The 17,955-nt window shown below is 66.3% G+C and carries 18 protein-coding genes; 3 read left to right on the forward strand and 15 right to left on the reverse strand.

The window, feature by feature from the left end; all coding sequences use genetic code 11:
* Positions 1 to 56: 56 nt before the first annotated feature.
* The 14 genes from EFL26_RS21300 to EFL26_RS21365 form a co-directional block, all read right to left on the reverse strand.
* Positions 57 to 1,634, reverse strand: a complete 1,578-nt coding sequence (locus tag EFL26_RS21300; RefSeq protein WP_221177093.1) for an APC family permease — start codon at positions 1,632 to 1,634, stop codon at positions 57 to 59.
* A 115-nt stretch (positions 1,635 to 1,749) separates the two neighbouring features.
* Positions 1,750 to 2,535 (reverse strand): CbtA family protein, encoded by a 786-nt coding sequence (locus EFL26_RS21305; protein WP_123224933.1) that lies wholly within the window; start codon positions 2,533 to 2,535, stop codon positions 1,750 to 1,752.
* Complete coding sequence (locus EFL26_RS21310) at positions 2,535 to 2,741, reverse strand: CbtB domain-containing protein (RefSeq protein ID WP_123224934.1); 207 nt, start codon at positions 2,739 to 2,741, stop codon at positions 2,535 to 2,537. The genes EFL26_RS21305 and EFL26_RS21310 overlap by 1 nt, the downstream gene beginning before the upstream one ends.
* 13 nt (positions 2,742 to 2,754) lie before the next feature.
* Complete coding sequence (locus EFL26_RS21315; protein WP_123224935.1) at positions 2,755 to 3,177, reverse strand: nitrile hydratase accessory protein; 423 nt, start codon at positions 3,175 to 3,177, stop codon at positions 2,755 to 2,757.
* Positions 3,174 to 3,773 carry a nitrile hydratase subunit alpha gene (gene nthA, locus EFL26_RS21320; protein WP_123224936.1) on the reverse strand — a complete coding sequence of 200 codons (600 nt, stop codon included), beginning with the start codon at positions 3,771 to 3,773 and terminating at the stop codon, positions 3,174 to 3,176. Before nthA ends, EFL26_RS21315 begins: the two co-directional genes overlap by 4 nt.
* Positions 3,770 to 4,477 carry a nitrile hydratase subunit beta gene (gene nthB, locus EFL26_RS21325; protein ID WP_123224937.1) on the reverse strand — a complete coding sequence of 236 codons (708 nt, stop codon included), beginning with the start codon at positions 4,475 to 4,477 and terminating at the stop codon, positions 3,770 to 3,772. Before nthB ends, nthA begins: the two co-directional genes overlap by 4 nt.
* A complete protein-coding gene (locus EFL26_RS21330; RefSeq protein WP_123224938.1) occupies positions 4,474 to 6,015 on the reverse strand; it encodes an amidase in 1,542 nt (513 codons plus the stop codon). Before EFL26_RS21330 ends, nthB begins: the two co-directional genes overlap by 4 nt.
* A 198-nt stretch (positions 6,016 to 6,213) precedes the next feature.
* The gene (locus EFL26_RS21335; RefSeq protein WP_123224939.1) at positions 6,214 to 6,603 is read right to left on the reverse strand and encodes a winged helix-turn-helix transcriptional regulator; all 390 of its coding nucleotides are present in this window, start codon (positions 6,601 to 6,603) and stop codon (positions 6,214 to 6,216) included.
* Positions 6,604 to 6,613: 10 nt separating this feature from the next.
* Positions 6,614 to 7,639 carry an ABC transporter permease gene (locus EFL26_RS21340; protein ID WP_123224940.1) on the reverse strand — a complete coding sequence of 342 codons (1,026 nt, stop codon included), beginning with the start codon at positions 7,637 to 7,639 and terminating at the stop codon, positions 6,614 to 6,616.
* Positions 7,636 to 9,183, reverse strand: a complete 1,548-nt coding sequence (locus tag EFL26_RS21345; RefSeq protein ID WP_221177094.1) for a sugar ABC transporter ATP-binding protein — start codon at positions 9,181 to 9,183, stop codon at positions 7,636 to 7,638. Before EFL26_RS21345 ends, EFL26_RS21340 begins: the two co-directional genes overlap by 4 nt.
* Complete coding sequence (locus EFL26_RS21350) at positions 9,180 to 10,325, reverse strand: sugar ABC transporter substrate-binding protein (protein ID WP_183408308.1); 1,146 nt, start codon at positions 10,323 to 10,325, stop codon at positions 9,180 to 9,182. The genes EFL26_RS21345 and EFL26_RS21350 overlap by 4 nt, the downstream gene beginning before the upstream one ends.
* Before the next feature lie 156 nt (positions 10,326 to 10,481).
* Entirely contained in the window at positions 10,482 to 11,714 is a 1,233-nt protein-coding gene (gene ccrA / locus EFL26_RS21355; RefSeq protein ID WP_221177095.1) for a crotonyl-CoA carboxylase/reductase, read from the reverse strand.
* 210 nt (positions 11,715 to 11,924) lie between these two features.
* Entirely contained in the window at positions 11,925 to 13,160 is a 1,236-nt protein-coding gene (locus EFL26_RS21360; RefSeq protein ID WP_342773543.1) for an MFS transporter, read from the reverse strand.
* Positions 13,161 to 13,235: 75 nt separating this feature from the next.
* The gene (locus tag EFL26_RS21365) at positions 13,236 to 14,108 is read right to left on the reverse strand and encodes an enoyl-CoA hydratase/isomerase family protein (protein ID WP_123224943.1); all 873 of its coding nucleotides are present in this window, start codon (positions 14,106 to 14,108) and stop codon (positions 13,236 to 13,238) included.
* Between the two features lie 179 nt (positions 14,109 to 14,287).
* Here EFL26_RS21365 and EFL26_RS21370 point away from each other — a divergent pair, with 179 nt between their 5' ends.
* Positions 14,288 to 15,637 (forward strand): PucR family transcriptional regulator, encoded by a 1,350-nt coding sequence (locus EFL26_RS21370; RefSeq protein ID WP_123224944.1) that lies wholly within the window; start codon positions 14,288 to 14,290, stop codon positions 15,635 to 15,637.
* Positions 15,638 to 15,652: 15 nt separating this feature from the next.
* On the opposite strand, the gene EFL26_RS21375 is transcribed toward EFL26_RS21370, so the two are convergent.
* On the reverse strand, positions 15,653 to 16,606 hold the full coding sequence (locus EFL26_RS21375) for a GlxA family transcriptional regulator (RefSeq protein WP_123224945.1): 954 nt from the start codon (positions 16,604 to 16,606) through the stop codon (positions 15,653 to 15,655).
* Between the two features lie 105 nt (positions 16,607 to 16,711).
* On the opposite strand from EFL26_RS21375, the gene EFL26_RS21380 reads away from it, so the two are divergent.
* Both EFL26_RS21380 and EFL26_RS21385 read left to right on the forward strand, forming a co-directional pair.
* On the forward strand, positions 16,712 to 17,347 hold the full coding sequence (locus tag EFL26_RS21380) for an isochorismatase family protein (protein ID WP_123225138.1): 636 nt from the start codon (positions 16,712 to 16,714) through the stop codon (positions 17,345 to 17,347).
* A gap of 154 nt (positions 17,348 to 17,501) precedes the next feature.
* A complete protein-coding gene (locus tag EFL26_RS21385; RefSeq protein ID WP_123224946.1) occupies positions 17,502 to 17,912 on the forward strand; it encodes a PAS domain-containing protein in 411 nt (136 codons plus the stop codon).
* Positions 17,913 to 17,955: the final 43 nt, after the last annotated feature.

Here is a 17,955-nt window from a genome sequence, read left to right on the forward strand (position 1 = left end):
TCTACGAACAACGACGTGCTCATCGCGACTCCTGCCGAAGGTACGCCGGGTCGCGCTCAATCGAGGGGGGCCGGCTCCGCCCCGTCGAACGTCTGCAGCTGGTCATGACGGACGTCGCGTCCGACCCGCACGGCATGGCCGTCCGTGGCCCGACGTGACTGGTTCCAGATCAGCAACATGCCGACGATGAACGCTGCCGGCATCGCGCCCACCATGATCGTGTTCGGGAGCGCGGCCGTGTAACCGCTGATGATGCTGAAGTTGCCCACCATCAGGATCAAGGCACCTGTCAGACCCAGGAATCCCAGAAGCGGGGCGACGATGACCCGCAACGCACTGTGTCCACGGCGGTCCCGGAAGAAAAACGCGACCACGGCGAGCGCACACACGGCCTGTGCTGCGACCACACCGAGTACGCCTGACGCGTAGAACCAGGTCCCGAGCTGGAGATAGGGATCGAGCTTGAAGATGATCGCGGCGACCAGCCCGATCACAGTGACGGTGCTGACGACCATGCTGGCGAAGTGCGGCGAGTACATCCGAGGGTGAGTCCGCGCCAGGGCTTGGGGAAGGACTCCGTTGCGGCCCAGCGAGAAGAGGTAGCGGGTGCAGGCGTTGTGGAACGCGATGGTGCACGCAAGCATCGAGGTGACGATGAGGACCTGCATCGCAGTCACCAGGCCACCTCCGACGTATTTGTCCGCAAGGCCGAACACCATGTTCAGGAAGTTGTCGCTGCTCGCAGCGGCTGCTGCGCCCTCCATGCCGTAGCCGTAGATGACGACCCAATAGCTGAAGGCGTAGAAGGTCGCAAGGAATCCGATCGCGATGTACGTCGCGTAGGGGATCGTGCGCTCCGGTGCCTTGGCCTCTTCGGCGTAGATCGCCGTCCCTTCGAAGCCGATGTAAGCGCCAAACGCAAGCAGGAAGAGTGTTCCCGATCCGGGCACGAAGAACACGTTGTGCAGCGCGAACGGCGCCGCCGAAGGCGCTTCGGGTCCGCCCTTGATCAGGACGAAAACGATGAGGATCAGCACGACCCCGATCTCGAGCGACAGGAGCACGGCAAGCACCTTGGCGCCGATGTCGACCTGGCAGTAGCCGATCACCCCGACGATCGCCGCGCACAACAGCGACCACACCTGCCACGGGAGGTCGAGGTGGAGGACGTCGTTGGCCGTTCCGGCTGCGAAGAAGCCGACGTAGCCGGTGAAGCCGACGACGCAGACCCCGTAGGCAGCCATGGTCATCAGGGCCGTGCCTCCGCCCAAGACGCTACCGAGTCCGCGAGAGGCGTAGGCGTAGAAAGCACCGGCGTCGCGTACGTACTTGGACATCGCCGTGAACCCACAGGCGAAGAGGAAGAGAACGATGCCGGTGAAGAGCATCGCTCCCGGTGCACCCAGACCGCCGACGTGCATCGAGAACGGGCCACCACTAAGGACGATCGTGAGGGGCGCTGCAGCGGCGACCACGAAGAACACGATCGAGGAGATGTTCAACTTTCCGCTTGCCAGGCGGCCCACAGGATCGGCTGGCAGGTCGGGGGCGCCGAGACTGTTTTCGACACGGTCTGTCATCGGGACATCCTTCGGTGGGTACGTGCACTCAGGGTGAGGCGTGACTGCCGCCACATCGCACTGGCGATCCTGCGCTCGTCAGGACGGGGGCTCGACAGACAGACCGAAAAGTTCGGCGCGGATCTTCTCGTTTACGACAACGTCCCGGCGCCGGGGTGCCCAGACTGGGTCAGGTCCCGACTGCCGCGGTAGACGCCAGACTTCGCGGACCTGGAGGCAGGGTCGTCCTCGCGCGGTGGATCAGGAAGCCGTGCATTGTCCCGATTGCCGCCCACATGCCCGCGAGCTCGGCGAGCGATCCGGTGCGGAAATCCCAGACGAGGTTCGCCGGCATCGGGGATGCGATCTTCTGGTCGAGGTGCGGGAGGGCGAGAAGGATCACTGTTCCGGCGATGACGGTGCCGATCGTCGCGACAAAGCTGAGTTCTCGTGGGATGTTCTTGTCCGCCATCGTCTTGCCGAGTGCAAACACGCCGCGCACGAAGGCGCAGCCGAGCAAGAGGACGGCGAGGTAGGTGAGTGTGCGTTGATGCACGGTCTCCGGGTTGCCGACGCCCGGTGGATTTGCCGGTACCGCGATGCCAGGCACGATCCCGTGCACGATGAAGGCCAGGGCCCCTAGGTTCAGAGACTTCGCCAGGTCGGCTGACCCGGGCAGCCGGTGCGAAACGCGGGCGTAGATCACGCAGAACACCAGGCCGAGCAGAACTCCGACGACGATCACGGCGATCGTCCCGCCGATCTGCTGTTGCACGCGGGTGACGATCTCGCCATGTTCGTGGCCTGTGCCTTCGGCACCGTGGGCACGTTCGACGGCTTCCTCGACGAGGATCGCTCGTCGGATGGCTGGTTCGACCAGCAGCCAAAGAAGCACTGACGACATAGCACCTCCAGCCGCGCCTGCCGCGGCGCCGAGCTTGAGCCGGCGAGCCCAGGTCAGTTCCTGCACGACCATCAGTGGCAGGGCACGGCTAAGGCGTGCCGGCCGTCGTGGGTGAACTCGTGCAACCACTGCGCCTGGTCTGCCGAGAGGAACGTGCCGTTCTCTTGCAGGATCAGGAAGACAGCAAAGAGGGCCGCAGCAGCGAGCGTCCACCCCCAGGCGGGCACTCGGGTCGAAGCGGGCTGAGTCAACGGAAGGTGGCCTGAATGGGCGCTCATTTCTTCTCCTCGGTCAGGACCGGACCGCCGCGTGAACGGCCACCGGTTCGTAGTGGGGGTCGTGGTGGTTGCGACTCGGTGGGGCGGCAAGCACTTCGCGGGTCCGGAGCTCGACCGCAGCAGGATCGACGGCTCCTCGCCTATCGAGCACCGCCTCGAGCGCGTTGACCCAGTGCTCGTAGTAGGACCACGAGGGATCACCCGTGGCACCTGCCGACTCTTCCCAGCCCTTGATCGAATCAATGAGCGCCTGCTGGAAGTCGGACCACGGGTACTGCCCGCTCGTGTGCGCCGCGACAACGATAGCGAACGCTCGCACTTCCCACGGCTCGTCGAATTTCTGGTGGTCACTCCGACCGGGCAGGACGCTGACCAGCTCTTCAATGTGACGGCGTTGCTCCGGGTCGGGCTGGGGGCGCGTCGGCGAAGTTGTCACGAGGCTGCCCTCGCCGGGCCGACACCGATCATCGAGTCGCGCGTGACGAGGTCGGCGAGCTGCTCCTCGGTCCAGCCCTCGGTTCCCGGCGGACGCTGGGGCAGCACCCAGTAGCGGATCTCCGAGCTCGAGTCCCAGACCCTGATCTCGGTGGTGTCCGGGATCGAGAATCCGAACTCCTCCGCGAGGACCTTCCGCGGCTCTCGGACCATGCGGGATCGGTACTGGGGTTCCTTGTACCAGTTGGGTGGGGTCCCCAGCACGGGCCACGGGTAGCACGAACACAGGGTGCAGACGATCGCGTGGTGCACGTCGTCGGTGTCTTCCAGAACCACCATGTGCTCGCCCTGCATTCCTCCGATGCCGAGCTCCTTGCAGGCCTCGGTGGCGTTCTCCAGGAGCCGCGCCTTGAAGCCCGGATCGGTCCAGGCTCTGGCTACCGCTATGGCGCCGAGCTGGGGGCCGACCTGGTTCTCGTAGATCTCGACGTAGTGGTCGACCATCTCGGTGGTCACGAGACCCTGCTCGATCATCATGGATTCCAGCGCCTTGACCCGCGCGGCAATCTCTTGCTGGGTCCGGTTGACGTCGTTCATGCGGTCACTCCTCCGTGCTCGCTGACGGGCTCGATGTAGGGGTCCCACGCGTCGAAGGTCGTGGACGTGTTCACGTCGGCGTGCTCCTCGCCCCACAGCTCGGCTGCGTCGAACTGGATCGTGTACAAGTGCTGCGGATCCTCGCCCCGCTCGTTGCCGGAGGCATCGGGAAAGACGAACGACCCTCGATGGGCGACAACGGTGGCGACCTTGCCACGGACGTATCGAGCCATCCGCGTGTGCCCGAACGGTGCGACACTGCGAACCCGAACCAGGTCACCGACCTGGAACCGGATGGGCTTGTCGGTCGGACGATCCGCGGGAGCGCCCGCCGACACCACGGCGCTGACGAACTCGAGCAGCTCCGGATCGGGCTCGTGCGCTGGAAGGGGTGCATCCGGGTTGTCGAGGTAGTACTGCGTCCGACGGTCGAGCTCGGCCCGATCGAGGTGGCCTTTCGTGATCCCGTGATGCTCGAACGAGTGGAGCCAGTGCTCGTAGTACGGCGAGCTGAGGTAGACCACCGGATCCATCAGCTCGATGCCGTGCCGGAACGAGTCGATGCTGAACCAACCACCGCGGAAACAGCCCAGCTGCATCGTGAACGCTGCCTTCTCCCAATCATGATGGAAGGGCGGCTCCGCCGGGGTCGGGCCTATCCTCCCGAGTCCGTCGGTGCCGCCGAGATCGAAGACTCCGTTCATGCGCTGCTCCTTGCGAAGGTGGGTGTGGGAAACCCGCCGACCAGGGCTTCGTACGCATGCGCCACCCGCAGGACCGTGGCGTCATCGAACTTCCTGCCGATGATCATCATTCCGGTCGGCAGTCCGTCAGCGACGTCAACAGGGACAGAACACGCCGGGTGCCCGGTCACGTCGAACGGCGCCGTGTTCGCGAGCATCTCGGTGCCCCTGGCAAGCGTGTCGGCAATGGAGGCGTCCTTCTCGGGAAGCACTGTCGGTCGGATCGGCGAGGTCGGCATGATGAGCACGTCGTACTCGGTCAGCGCAGCGTCGTACGCAGCGGTCAGGGACAGCTCGAGGTTCCGAGCGATTGCGTAGTGCCTGCCATGACCAAGCCTCCGCGTGTAACCGGCGCCGAGCATGGTGAGCTTCACCGATTCGGGGAACTGATCGGGGTCCTCACGCCACTTCGATCCGTAGAACTCGATGAGTTCGGGGTCGTAGCGCCCCTTCCAGCTCGACCCGTGGGTGTTGCCTTCGACGAGCTGTCTCAGCGCTCCCTCGGAGGCGATGACGCTGAAGACTGCGGGTGCGTAGCGATGCCACGGGATGGACACGTTCTCGACGAAGGCGCCCGCTGAACGCAGGCGATCGACAGCGGCCCACACGGTCTCATCGACGACCGCTTCCGAGTTGTCGTGCCCGAATCCCTCCGAGACCACCCCGAGACGTAGGCCATCGCTCGAACGATCGAGCTGGGCGACGTAGTCCACGCTGTCCAGATCCAGAGGCTGGCGAGGGTCCATGCCGTCCGGTCCGGCGATCACGTTCAGAATCCGCGCGGCATCCATCACCGTGCGCGTCGTGGGGCCCAGGTGGTCCAAGGACTGCTCGATGGGAACAGCCCCTGTGTAGGGGACGAGCCCCCACGTGGGCTTGTGGCCGACGAGTCCGTTCCAGGCTGCGGGGATGCGGATCGAACCGCCCTGGTCACCGGAGATCGCGGCATCGACCGCTCCTGTGGCGACAAGCACGCTGCTGCCGCTCGATGAGCCGCCAGCGGAGCGGTCCGGGTCCCACGGGCTGTGTACCGGCCCGGGCTTGCTCGTGTGCGAACCTGCCGACATGCAAAGGTCCTCGCAGACGGCCTTTCCGGCGACAATGGCGCCGGCCGCGAGCAGTCGTGACACGACCGTGGCGTCCTCGCTCGGGATGAAGCCCTCGAGCATCCTCGACCCGTTCATCATGGGAACACCGCCCACGCTGGTGTTGTCCTTGATGGCGAGACGCATTCCGGCGAGCGGCCCTTCGGTCGTCTCCTGGATCTCCGTCTTGACGTACCAGGCACCCAAGGGGTTGTCGGCTTCGTCCGGCCTCGTCCATCGCCGCTCCGGCGCCACCGGAGCCATCTCGGCGTAGAGCGATTCGACGACATCGCAGGAGTCCAGGAGAGCCTGGGTGGCTTCGAGGTACTGCTCGACGCTCGCCTCCGACAGCTCGAGGTGCCAGCCTGCGGCGATCTCGGCGATCGTCGCAGCATCAGGCCGCTTGATGGGCATGGGCCCTCCGAATCGTCTTCGTTGGCGGACGACCATTACTCATCCGCAGCGCCCGGTGTGCCAATAGGCAAAACCCAAAGTCCACGACACGCTCTTCTCGGTTTCGGCAACGCCCGTGCGCGCGTTTCACCTTCTGCGGACCGGGCTTGACCCGTGGTCCAATCGCGTCGCGGCGGTCCGAGCCCGTGGACCTGTTTGCTACGTTGTGGGGTCCTGGAGACGGATCGGAATCTGCCAGGTCAGAGCCCAGTCGCCGAGCGCCTGCAGCGCCGGAGTCAGACCTCGTCCTACGTCGGTCAGTGCATACCGTTGCTTGCTACGACGATCAAGGGCGGCGGTGCTTCTGCGCTCGATGATGCCCAAGCGTTCGAGGTAACGCAGTCGGGTCACGAGCAAGCTCCTGGAAAGGCCGGGAAGGGCGCGATGGATCTCGGTGAAGCGGGTGTTTTCGACGGCCAGCTCTCGAACGATGAGCAGCGACCAGCGGTCGCCCAGCAGACGGACGGCAGTCGAGACCTCGGCGTACCCGGCGGTACCGAAGTCGGCGTCAACGGCGAGCAGCCCGCGAACAGCTTCGGCCGGTGCCATGCGACCTCCCTCAGGTACGGCCGGCCCGGCGGCGAGCGATCGCGGTGGACAAGGTGACGGCGACGAGAAGGGCCGCACCATTGAAGGTCGGCTCGACCCAGTCAGCAGCGCCCGCGAGGACGAGTCCGTTGACGCTGACCGCGACGAACAGCACGCCGAGCAGAGTACCCATCACGTTGAAGGTCCCCGGGCGGATTGCGGTCGCACCGAGGAACGCCGCAGACAAGGCAGCGAGCGTGAACCCAGGCCCGACCTGGGGGTTGGCTGTCCCGGCTCGCGCCAGGAGGAGGACGCCCGCGACGCCGGACAGTGCGCCGGAAAGCACGAAGCTGGAGAGGATCATTCGCGAGACGTTCAACCCGACCAGACGTGCCGAGGTAGGACTGGCGCCGACGGAGGCCAGATAGCGGCCGTACGGCGTGTGGCGCAGCAGGTAGTAGACGAGGGCCGCGACGAGGACCAGTGCATAGAGCGTGCGAGGAACGCCGAGCGTCTGCCCGGAGCCCAGGTTGATCAGGCTGTCCGGGATGCCCACGCTGAGGATCTGGTTCTTCGTGTACAAGCTCACCAGTCCGGCCACCAGCGTGGACGTGCCGAGGGTTGCGATGAGCGCGTTGACCCCGCGGTGGGCGACCAGCCAGCCGTTGAACGTGCCGATCACGGCGCCGGAAAGGATCCCGAGGAACACCGCAACAATCACCGGGAGGTGGTGGGTAGCGGCTGCGCTCCCGGTGACGATGGAAGCGAGACCGATCACGGCGCCCACGGACAAGTCGAACTGACCGCACGTGAGTGGCACGATCGAGGCGAGTGCGGCGACAGCGATGACCGACTCGCTGCCCAGGACGTTGCGGAGGTTCGCCATCGTCGGAAAGGTGCCGGCGGTCGCACCGGACATCGAGAAGTAGAGGCACAACAGCACGAACAGCACAGCCAGCGCGTACTTCTCGAGGAACCCGAGAAGTTCGGGCCGCCCACGCGGCGGCACTGCGGCAGCCTCACCGCTGGTTGGCCTCCGGTTTGTCGTCGTGGTCATGCGGTGGTCTCCTTGAACAGATACGAGAGCTCGGTCAACCGGTGGGGGTCCAGCTCGGCGCCGCTGACCTCGGCAGCGACGCGTCCCTCGCGCACGACCACGGCTCGATCGGCCACGTGGGCGAGCTCCTCGAAGTCGGAGGTGACCAGCAGGACTGCGGTGCCGGCCGCGACCGCGCGCCGGACGTGCTCGTAGATGTCGGCGCGGGCCTGGACGTCGACGCCCTGCGTGGGCTCATCGAGCAGGAGGACAAGCGGGTCACGTCGCAACCAGCGGGCCATCACGATCTTCTGCTGGTTGCCGCCTGACAGGGTCCCCGCTATCGACTGGTCGCTGGCCGGCCGCACGTCGTAGGCCTCAACCAAGCTCCGGGCATCCAGGTGCTCTCGCCGGTGCTGGAGACGTGCGCGTGCCCAGTAGCGCGCGACGACCGAGGCGGAGAGGTTCTCGCGCACTGAGAGCGAGCCGAACAACGCCTCGGTGCCCCGATCCTCAGGCACCATCGCGATCCCCGCCTTCATCGCCCTGGCAGGCCGGGACGGTCGGTAGGCCTGGCCGGCCAGCTGGATCTGGCCGGCGGTCATCAGAAGGTCTCCGAAGAGTGCTCGGAGCAGCGCACTGCGACCGGAGCCGAGCAACCCCGCTACGCCGAGGATCTCTCCGCGGTGCAGGTCCAGGTCAATGCCGCGCAGCGGTCCCGCGATGAGCCCCCGCACCGAGAGCACGACATCGTTGCTCACCCGCTCGCTCCGCTCGGGGAACACCCGATCCAGCCCGCGCCCGACGATGAGCTCGACGAGCTGTTCCTCCGTCAGGTTGCGCGTCTCACGGGTGGCGACCTGCGCACCGTCCCGAAGGACGGTCACGCGGTCCGCGAGCTCGAGGACCTCGGACAGCCGGTGACTGACGTACACGATCGTCTGGCCAGCGGCTGCGTACTTCCGAAGGGCCGCGAGCAGGATCTCGACCTCCCAGGCCGGGAGTGACGCGGTCGGCTCGTCCAGCACCAGTACGCCGTCATGGGCCCCTTCCTGGTCCTGGAGGGCCCTCGCGATGGCCAGCATGGTGCGGTCGGCCGGGCGCAGCTCGGCCACCAGGGTGTCTGGCGACACGTCCAGCGAGAACCGTTCTAGGATCTGGGCAGTTCGCCGCCGGGTCGCCGGCCAGTTGACGCGGCCGGTCGCCGTGCAGACGAATCCTCGGCCGATCGCCAGGTTCTCGGCGACGGTGAGGGCGCCGAACACCGCTGGGTCCTGGTGGACGAAGTGCAGTCCGCCGGACCGAGCCATCGATGGTGACCACTCGTCCGCATCTGCGCAGACTCCCTGGACCTCGATCCGGCCTCCGGCGTCGGCGCGGTAGACCCCGGCAAGGAGCTTGATCAAGGTCGACTTCCCAGAACCGTTTCCGCCCAGGAGGGCGTGGACCTCGCCCCGCCGCACCTCGAGGTTGGCGTTCCGCAGGACGGTGGTCCCGGCGAACGTCTTACTGAGGCCGGTGGTGCGCAGGACGACGTCCTGCGCACCACCCTCGGCGTGGGTCAAGACCCGCTCCAGATCTTGTTGAAGTTGGCCTCGTAGTCCTGCTTGGCGTTGCCGTCGGCGTCGATGTTGCCGTCGTAGTACGTCGTGCTCTTCGGCAAGGGACCTTCGCGATCGAGAGTCTGGTGCCCGATGCCTTCGTCGACCTGGGGCTGCCCTTGGAGCAACCGGTTCATGCCGTCGACCGCAGCCCAACCCACCCAGCGCGCCGACAGGCCAAGGATCAGGTCCTGACCCTTGTTGTCCCGCACGGACCCGACGTTGGGGCTCAAGCCCTCGTTGCCAGTCACCAGGACGTCGTCGTTCCGACCCGAGGCGACGACCGCCTGGGAGATACCCAAGGTCAGCGCCGCATCGTAGGGCGAGTACACGACGTTCGCCTGCGGGTTCTGGGTCAGCGCCGCCTCCGCCTTCCCCTCGAGCTTGCCCGTGACGAAGTCGTCGAGGGTGAAGGGCACCTTCTTCACGATGGTGCAGCCCGAGCAGTCCCTGATGCGCTTTTCGAAACCCTTGTTGAGGTGCTGCGCCACAAGGATGTCCTTCTCGGTGAACTCGATGATCTTCGCTTGGCCGTTGGTCTTGGCAATCACGTAGTCAGCGGCACTGCGGGCGTGGACGTCCTCGACGTACTGTGCCCACGGCTGGCTACCGAAGTTGAGCTGTGCATCGAACAGAGGCTTGCCACCGCCGGCCAGTGGGTCATCGCAGTCGAAGGCGTAGAAGGCGTAGATCTTCACGCCCGCCTGGTGTGCCTCCTCAAGGGCGCTCTTGGCAGCGACACAGTCGATCACGTCAAGGATGATCCCGTCGGCCTTGTCGGCGATCGCGGAGCGGATTCCGGTGGCATACAGGTCCGGCCGGCCCTTTCCGTCGAACACGGTCATCTTCCAGCCGATGTCCTCTCCGGCCTCCTTCGCGCCGGCGGCAGGGGTCGAGCAGCCTTCCCCCGCCTGGAGGCAAGAGATGACCCAGACGTTCATGCCCGGCTTGGGCTTCGGCGCGCTCGTGGGCAGAGCACCGTCGGTGCCCTGGCGGTTCTTCGCCACCGCGGCCTTCGCCTGGGCCACCACGGTTGAGGACGACCCGGTGTCACCGGTGGACGACCCGGAGCTGGAGTTGCCGCAGGCGGCCGCGAGCAACAGCACGGCCAAGCCTGCGAGGGAGGCGACCCGACGCCGGGCCCGAGGGGGTCGGGAGCTTTCTGGACTGGCCTCGACGGCAGCCTCGAAGATGGAACGCATGGTGATTCGTCTCCTCTTGCTTGTGGAGCCTAATGGGGTTGGGCGCCCGAGCGCTGCGGGTCAGCTGCGGCCGGTCGTGGGATCGGCGGCGCCTACAAGGTGGACGGTGTTTCCGAAGACCTCCTCGCCCCGTCCCATCTCCGCGTGCGAACGCGGAATCTCGGCGAAGGGCAGGACTCGGCCGACAACGGGGTCGAGCTTCCCGGCACGGACGAGGTCGTTGTAGGCGTAGGCCTGTGCGTCGTTGGTTCCGTGGGAGCCCTGGAGACGCTTCTGGCGGGTCCAGTGGTAGCGCAGGTCGACCATGGCGTCGAAGCCCGTGGTCCCTGCGCAGATCACCACCATGCCCCCGGGCTGGCACAGGAAGATCGAGGTGGGAACAGTCGCGGCGCCGGGATGCTCGAAAACGATCGCCGGCTCCTCACGCCCGCCGGCGATCGTCCAGAGATCCTTGCCAAAGGCGCGAGCGCCCGCGGACCACGCCTTCTGACCCTCGTTGTCGTCGACGAGCGGCGGGATGCCCCAGTGGTCGTACTTGCGCCGGTCGAGGTAGCCGATGGCGCCGTACTTCATGGCGTACTCGCCGCGGTCGTCACCGGAGACGACGGCGATCGCTCTGCCACCCGCGGCAGCGACCAGCTGGCTGGCCTGGGTTCCGAGCCCGCCGGAACCGCCCCACACCAGAACCAGGTCACCGTCCTGAAGGGTGTTGCCCGCCCAGCCGTGCAGCATGCGATAGGCCGTCGTGCCCACCAGCGTCGGCGCTGCCGCCTCGGCCCAGGAAAGGTGTTCCGCTTTCGGCATGAGCTGGTGGGCCTGGGCACGGGTGAACTGCCCGAACGCTCCGTAGTTGGTGTCGTAGCCCCAGATCCGCGCGCTCGGCGCGACCATCTGGTCCTTGCCTGCAGTGATCCACGGGTCGGCCTCGTCCCACACGCCGGGATGGACGACCACGTGGTCGCCCGGCTGCCAGTCGGTCACGCCATCACCGACGGCATAGACGATGCCGGAGGCATCGGAACCTCCGATGTGGAAGTCCTCGGGCTCGCCACTCTTCTGTCGGGTGGCGATCTGGTCGACGGGGTAGCCGCGCGCAGCCCAGACGTTGTTGTAGTTCACACCGGCGGCCATGACCGCGACGAGGACTTCGCCTGGGCCGATCCGAGGGGTGGAAACGGTCTCAGGAACGAACGCGGCGCTCGGGTCGCCGTACCGGTCCTGGCGGACGACCTGGGCGTGCATCTTCTCCGGCACCACCCCGATCGGAGGCAGTGTCCCGATCTCGACTGCCAAGACACCGGGGGTGCTCACTGGAGTCCGCTCGTCGTCCGAAACCACTGTGTGACCTCTCCTTCGGCTCCATGGGTGGAGCATGAGAAATGCGTGAACTGTGCGAGTGTTGCTTTGGTCACGGGCACCAGTCGTCGGGAAAGCCGAGGACTTCTCGCGATCGATCTTGGGAAGTTCCCAACCACTTAGGTTCGCGCTCGGAGCCCCCCAAGCTCAGTCGGTCCGGACCATTGCCCGATGGCGCCGGTCGGCGGCCACCATGGCGCTCACTCCCACCACCGGTCCTACCGCGAGCACGGCGAGCGCGACATGCCAGGAGAAGCGCTCGACGAGCTGCGGCACTACCCACAGCGTGAGCATGGTCGTGACGAATCCGAGGGCCAGCTGGAGTGAGAGCGCTCCGCCCACGTAGTCGGGATCCGCGTGCTCCGTGACCATGGCGGAGAATTGGGCCGAGTCCGCGATGACCCAGAATCCCCAGAAGGCGCACAGTGCGATGACCGCACCCCCTGGTAACGCGGTGTAGGTACCGGCGAGGACGAGGGCCGTGCCACCAGAGCACAGAAGGCTGATGAGGGCAGCCCGCGGCCTACCCCAGCGGTCTCCCAGGACACCTCCAACGAGGCACCCGGCAGCCCCCGTGCCGATGCAGAGGAACGCCAAGAGGGCACCGAAGCTGTCCGCGTCGGAACGACGGGCGATCGGAGGGAGAGCGACGATGAACGCCCCGACGCCCGCCCACATCGCGTACAGCTCCCACATGTGGCCGATGTAGCCCACATTCGCCAGGGCCACGTCGCGGTTGCGAAGTGATCGAAAACCAGCGGCGAAGCTGAACCGCCGGCTCGGAAACGGATAGGGGCCTTCCCCTCGGACCCCGAGGACCACGAGGCCACCGAGGGCCGACAACATGCTGGTGGTCACGATCACGATTCGCCAGTCGACCCCGCCGACGGCGCTGACCAGGTGCGGGAGAGCTGATCCGAGCGTCAGCGCTCCGATCATGACTCCGAGGGCCTTGCCCCTGCCCCGGAGAAACCAGGTGGAGACTTCCTTCAGAGCCGGCGGGTAGACGGCTGCCAGGAACAGACCCGTGGCCACACGGAGGGGCAATGCCGACAACAACCCGTCACACAGCAGGAGTCCAGCGTTGCACGCGGCGGCACCGACGCTGCCGACGACCATCAGCCGTCGGCTCGTCACCACATCCGCAATCCCCGATGCGGCCGACAGGAGAGCGCCCATCACGAAACCGAGTTGGACGGCAATGGTGAGGGCGGATGTGCCGCCCGGTCCGAGGTGCCAGTCGACCTTGAGCTGCGGCACGACGAAGGTTGCCGAGAACCAGGCGCTCATCGACAACAGAGTGCTGGTCGCGACCAGGGCCACCGCGACTGCGGGACGAGTAGTCGAGGTTCGCGACGGGAGGAGGATCAGCTCCATCGACATCCCGGTGACAGCTCGCTGAGAGCGAAACGCCGGCGGCGCGGGCGACCCACCCCATGGCGGTCGCAGACGCCGGCATCACCGGCGGGCATGGTTCGCCGCTTCACCGAGCTCGGTCAGGTGCGAGGCGACGGCCTTGTCGAGTCGAGCCTGCAGGTCGGCCGGAGGGTCCGGGTAGACCGGCTCCCGCCTCTCCAGGAAGGACGCGACCCCTTCGTTGCCGTCGGGGAGCTCCCGGATGACGGCGGCGAGCCGAGGCTCCAGGCCCAGCCCGGCATCGAGCCCGTGACTCATCGTGGTGCGGAGGCCGGCCTTGATGGCGCGAACCACCGCGGGCGACGCCTCAGCGATCTTCTGCCCCAGACCTATCGCTTCGTCGACCGTGTCCTCAGGTTCGTGGACAGTGGTCACGAACTGGCAGGCGAGCGCCTCCTGTGCATCGATCGGTTGCGCGGTCGCCAGCAGCTTGAATGCCACTGGGTAAGTGACCACACCCAGGAGGCGACTGAGTTGCCCACCGACCGGAACGAGGCCGATCCTCGCACCCACGGCGCAGAACCGCGCGTTGGCTCCGGCGACTCGGAGGTCGCAGTTCAGAGCCAGGATGAACCCTGCGGCATACGCGTTGCCGTTGACCGCTCCGATCACCGGCGTGCCCAACAGTGGCGGCGTCGTGAAGGCCGCGTTCGCCCGCGCATCGCCCGCGGTCTCCGGATTGTCCAGCACTTCCTGCAGGTCGTGGCCCGAGGAGAAGGACGTCGTCCCGTCCCCCGTGATCACGATGCACCGCACCGCCGGGTCAGCGTCGGCCTCCATCAGGAGACGGTGCAACCGGGAAGCCATGTCGCCGCTGAACGCATTCCGCTTCGGCTCGTTGGCGATGGTCAGGACTCGGACCGGCCCCCGATCGCTCGAACGGATCGCCGGTGCAGGAGCGGGCGCGATGGTCATGAAGGCTCAGCTCTCTTCCATCCCACCGCGCTGCGCACCGAGTCGAGTGATCGCCACCCGGTTGGGACAGAACCGATACGGCTCACGGAGGACCTCTCAGGAGGGCAGGAGCAGGAGTAGCGGCAGCAGCCCGCTGCAACTGCGTAACATCGACGCTGTGATCCTCCGGTCTCGGCGGGATGGAGATCCAGCAGAAGTTCGAGAACTTTCGCGGCGGCGGCTCGTGGTTTCCTCAAGAGCCGCACGGCCAACGACCTGTCAGATGCGAGGGACCGCCGATGAGCGACCATGGAACTCCGGCCACGAGTCGTCTGGGTCCCGTCACCCCTGAGGGTCGTCGTCTGGTCGAGCGGCTCATCGGGCGACGTGAGGAGCTTGCTGCCAGCATCGTCGCCGACGTACAGCGCGACATCGTCGACTACGGCAGCCTCGGGCCGTTGACCTTGTCCGCAGACATCCTGGCGACGTCGTTGCTCACCATCACCGACTTGCTGGAAAGCCTCTTGGAGGACGAGCCGCCCGGCTCCCAGAACGCGGAAGTGATCCGTCGTAGCGCGTCACGGCGCGTCCACCAGGACGTCAGTCTTCCGTCACTGCTGCACAGTTACCGGATCTGGGGCGCCAAGGTGTGGGATGCAGTCCTCGAGGAAGCCGGGGACGACCCAGTCATGCGAGAGGCCGCTCTGGGGCTCGTGAGCCGAATCTTCGCCTACGTGGACATGGTCTCCATTACGCTGGCGCAGGTCTACCAGGAGGAGTCGGCAGGCATCCACGGCGCTCGTGACGTCCTCCGCAGCGACGTACTCGAGAGCCTGCTTCTCGGTAGGGCACTGTCAGACCGAGCCCGTGTCGACATCGCCCGCCTTAACCTGACCTCGGAAAGCAAAGTCGCCGTTGTCATTGTGCGTCTCACCGCCATACCTCCCGACGGGGCGCGGCCTGAATCCCTGAGGGCCCTCCAGGCGTGTCGGGAGAAGCTCGCCGCCGGGGCGGGCGTCCTGCTGGGTATCCGTGACAGCGACATCATCTGTCTCGTCCGGGTGGGGAACCCGATGGAGCTCGACCGCCTGATCGGTGCCGCACACGACGTCGCTGCCCAGAGCCCCGAGTGGCGGGTCTGCGTCGGCCGTCCTCACGAAGGGCTCGATGGAATTCCTCGTTCGTTCCGCGAAGCACAGGAAGCGGCAAGTGTCGCCGCTACTCGGCGGCCACGCGGTCGCGCGGTGCTCTTCTCGGACATCATCCTCGACCGGATCCTGGTGCACAGCGAATACGCACAGGACTTGCTGGAGGAAGCGATGCGTCCCCTCCTTGTCTACGACGAAGAGCACGCTGCCGACCTCGTCCCCACCCTGCGCGCATATGTTTCCAATGATCTGAACATGACACGCACGGCGAAGCAGCTGGTCGTCAACCCGAACACGGTTGCCTACCGGATCAAGCGCATCGGGCAGCTGACCGGCCAGGATCCGACGTCGGCCACCGGCATCATGACCCTGGCACTCGCACTCCGGCTGATGGACGGCTGATCCGCCCGGCTCAAATCAGTCGACCGAGATCCTGAATCGCTGCCTGTACGACGTGGGGGTGGTGCCGTACTTTGCGACGAAGTTCTGGCGAAAGGTGATCGCACTGCCGAATCCAGAGGATCTGGCGATTCGATCTATGGACCAGTCCGTCGCTTCGAGGAACCGACGCGAGCTGTCCAACCGCCGCGCGAGTATCCATTTCGCAGGCGTGGTTCCGGTCGTCTCGCCGAATCGGCGCGTGAAGTTCCTCCGGCTCATGCCCGCGTGCCCAGCCAGGTCGTCAACCGTGAGGGACTCCTCGAGGTGTGCGATCGCCCAGTCCAACGTCCCACCCAGCCGAGCACCACTTTCGGGCTCCGGGAGGGGTCGGTCGACGTACTGAGCCTGACCGCCGTCGCGATGAGGCGCCACGACGAGGTGACGCGCTATGGCCGAGGCGGCGACGGCGCCGATCTCCGATCGGAGCAGATGCAGGCACGCGTCGATCGCTGAGGCCGTGCCGGCCGAAGTGAGGACATCCCCGTGATCGATGTACAACGCGTCGGACTTCACCTCCACGGAGGGTCGGCGCGACGCGAGCTCGGTGGCAGCAGCCCAGTGAGTGACGGCGCTGCGTCCGTCGAGCAGACCGCTGTCCGCCAGCGGGAAAGCGCCCAGGCACAATCCCACGACGCGGGCATGACGCGAATGAGCTCGGCGGATCAGCTCCACGAGGACAGGGCCTGCGAGCCTCAAGTCGCTGTGCCACGACGGAAAGACCAGAAGATCCGCCGCCTCCGGAACCCTGGGAGTACCGAGGTTCTCGATCGCCACACCCTCCGCGGTGCGTATGCCAGGACCGTCCTCGGTCCAGAACTCCATCGTCCACACGTCGGAGAGCCCCATGCGCCCGGCTTCCCCGAAGACCAGCGACGGCGCGGCGAGGTGGAACATCGTGATGCCGTCGAAGGCGTGGATAGCGACGCGCACTTGGCCCAAAGTAATCGAAGATGGGCATTCGCGCCACTCACGGGCGCGCTCTCGCCACATCCAGGATGGAGCTCGACGACAGACAACAGACCAGGAGTGTCCGACATGTCCACACCACGACGAGCGTTGATCGTGATCGACGTCCAGCAGGAGTACTTCGACGGGATCCTGCAGGTCCAGTACCCCCCGCGAGAGGAGTCCCTGCGCAACATCCTGAGCGCGCTGGACGTTGCGCGCGAGCACGACGTGCCCGTGGTCGTGGTGCAGCACGAACTCACCGAGGGTGCCCCGGTCTTCGCCGTCGGGTCATCGAGCTGGTCACTCCACCCAGACATCGAGAAGTGGATCTCGGAGGACTGGAAGCGGGTGGCCAAGTCGCACTCGAGCGTGTTCGCGGGCACCGATTTGGCGGACTGGCTGCACGAGCAGGAAGTCGACCTGATCACGATCGTGGGATACATGACGAACAGCTGCGACATCGCAACAGCCGCCGCAGCCGAGGGCCTCGGTTTCGGCGTGGAGATCTTGTCCGACGCGACCGGCGCGATCCACCTCGCGAATGAAGCAGGGAAGGTGTCCGCCCAGCAGCTGCACGAAACACTCCTCGTTCTCCTTCACTCGAATTTCGCCGCGGTCGGTACGACGCAGCAGTGGGCCGCAGCGGTGGCAGGCGGGGAAGCGTTGACCGGCAGCGACCTGGGTTCCTCTGCGATGCAGGGGCGCGCGGTGTTTCCTGCCTAGTCCGTCACCCGCCCCGAGACTGCCGGGCAGGACGAAACCGTTCCGCTGTCCACCGGCTGCTCAGCGATGGGTTCGAACTTCGGACTCGTCCGCCGGGTGGCGACATGGTCCACTGCTCCCTACCCACGCGTTCACGTCATTCGGAGAACTCACCATGAACACACCTGACTTCGAGCGGTTCTTCAACGCCATCCCGGCGAACTACCTGGTGCTCGATCTTGAATGGAACATCGTCGCGATCACGGACGCCTGCCTGGGTGGGCGGCGTCGCGAGGACGTCGTGGGCCGGAGCCAGTTCGACGTCTTTCCCGACAACCCTGACGCTCCGGACGCTGCCGGCACTGCAGCCATGCGTTCGGCCCTTCAGCGCGTCGTCGACGAGAGGACGGGGCACGCCATGCCGGTCACTCGGTACGACGTTGCGGACCTCGATGGCACGTTCGAGGAGCGCTACTGGAAGCCCGTCAACGAGCCTGTCTTCGACAGTGACGGCGAGGTCTCGCACGTCATCCACGGGGTCGAGGACGTCACCGGCATCGTCGTGTCCGGAAGGATGCCGCAGTAGCGGTCGACGGACATCGTCCCGCGGCCGCCGAGCTCCGGCGGCG

It is taken from the genome of Nocardioides pocheonensis (assembly GCF_003725535.1).
Lineage (GTDB): Bacteria > Actinomycetota > Actinomycetes > Propionibacteriales > Nocardioidaceae > Marmoricola > Marmoricola pocheonensis.

Coding starts and splice junctions, on each gene's coding strand:
- EFL26_RS21305 (WP_123224933.1), bottom strand. CDS start 2,535: ATGGTCGTGCAGGAACTGACCTGGGCTCGCCGGCTCAAGCTCGGCGCC.
- EFL26_RS21310 (WP_123224934.1), bottom strand. CDS start 2,741: ATGAGCGCCCATTCAGGCCACCTTCCGTTGACTCAGCCCGCTTCGACC.
- nthA (WP_123224936.1), bottom strand. CDS start 3,773: ATGAACGACGTCAACCGGACCCAGCAAGAGATTGCCGCGCGGGTCAAG.
- nthB (WP_123224937.1), bottom strand. CDS start 4,477: ATGAACGGAGTCTTCGATCTCGGCGGCACCGACGGACTCGGGAGGATA.
- EFL26_RS21330 (WP_123224938.1), bottom strand. CDS start 6,015: ATGCCCATCAAGCGGCCTGATGCTGCGACGATCGCCGAGATCGCCGCA.
- EFL26_RS21335 (WP_123224939.1), bottom strand. CDS start 6,603: ATGGCACCGGCCGAAGCTGTTCGCGGGCTGCTCGCCGTTGACGCCGAC.
- EFL26_RS21340 (WP_123224940.1), bottom strand. CDS start 7,639: ATGACCACGACGACAAACCGGAGGCCAACCAGCGGTGAGGCTGCCGCA.
- EFL26_RS21360 (WP_342773543.1), bottom strand. CDS start 13,160: ATGTCGATGGAGCTGATCCTCCTCCCGTCGCGAACCTCGACTACTCGT.
- EFL26_RS21365 (WP_123224943.1), bottom strand. CDS start 14,108: ATGACCATCGCGCCCGCTCCTGCACCGGCGATCCGTTCGAGCGATCGG.
- EFL26_RS21370 (WP_123224944.1), top strand. CDS start 14,288: ATGGAGATCCAGCAGAAGTTCGAGAACTTTCGCGGCGGCGGCTCGTGG.
- EFL26_RS21380 (WP_123225138.1), top strand. CDS start 16,712: ATGTCCACACCACGACGAGCGTTGATCGTGATCGACGTCCAGCAGGAG.
- EFL26_RS21385 (WP_123224946.1), top strand. CDS start 17,502: ATGAACACACCTGACTTCGAGCGGTTCTTCAACGCCATCCCGGCGAAC.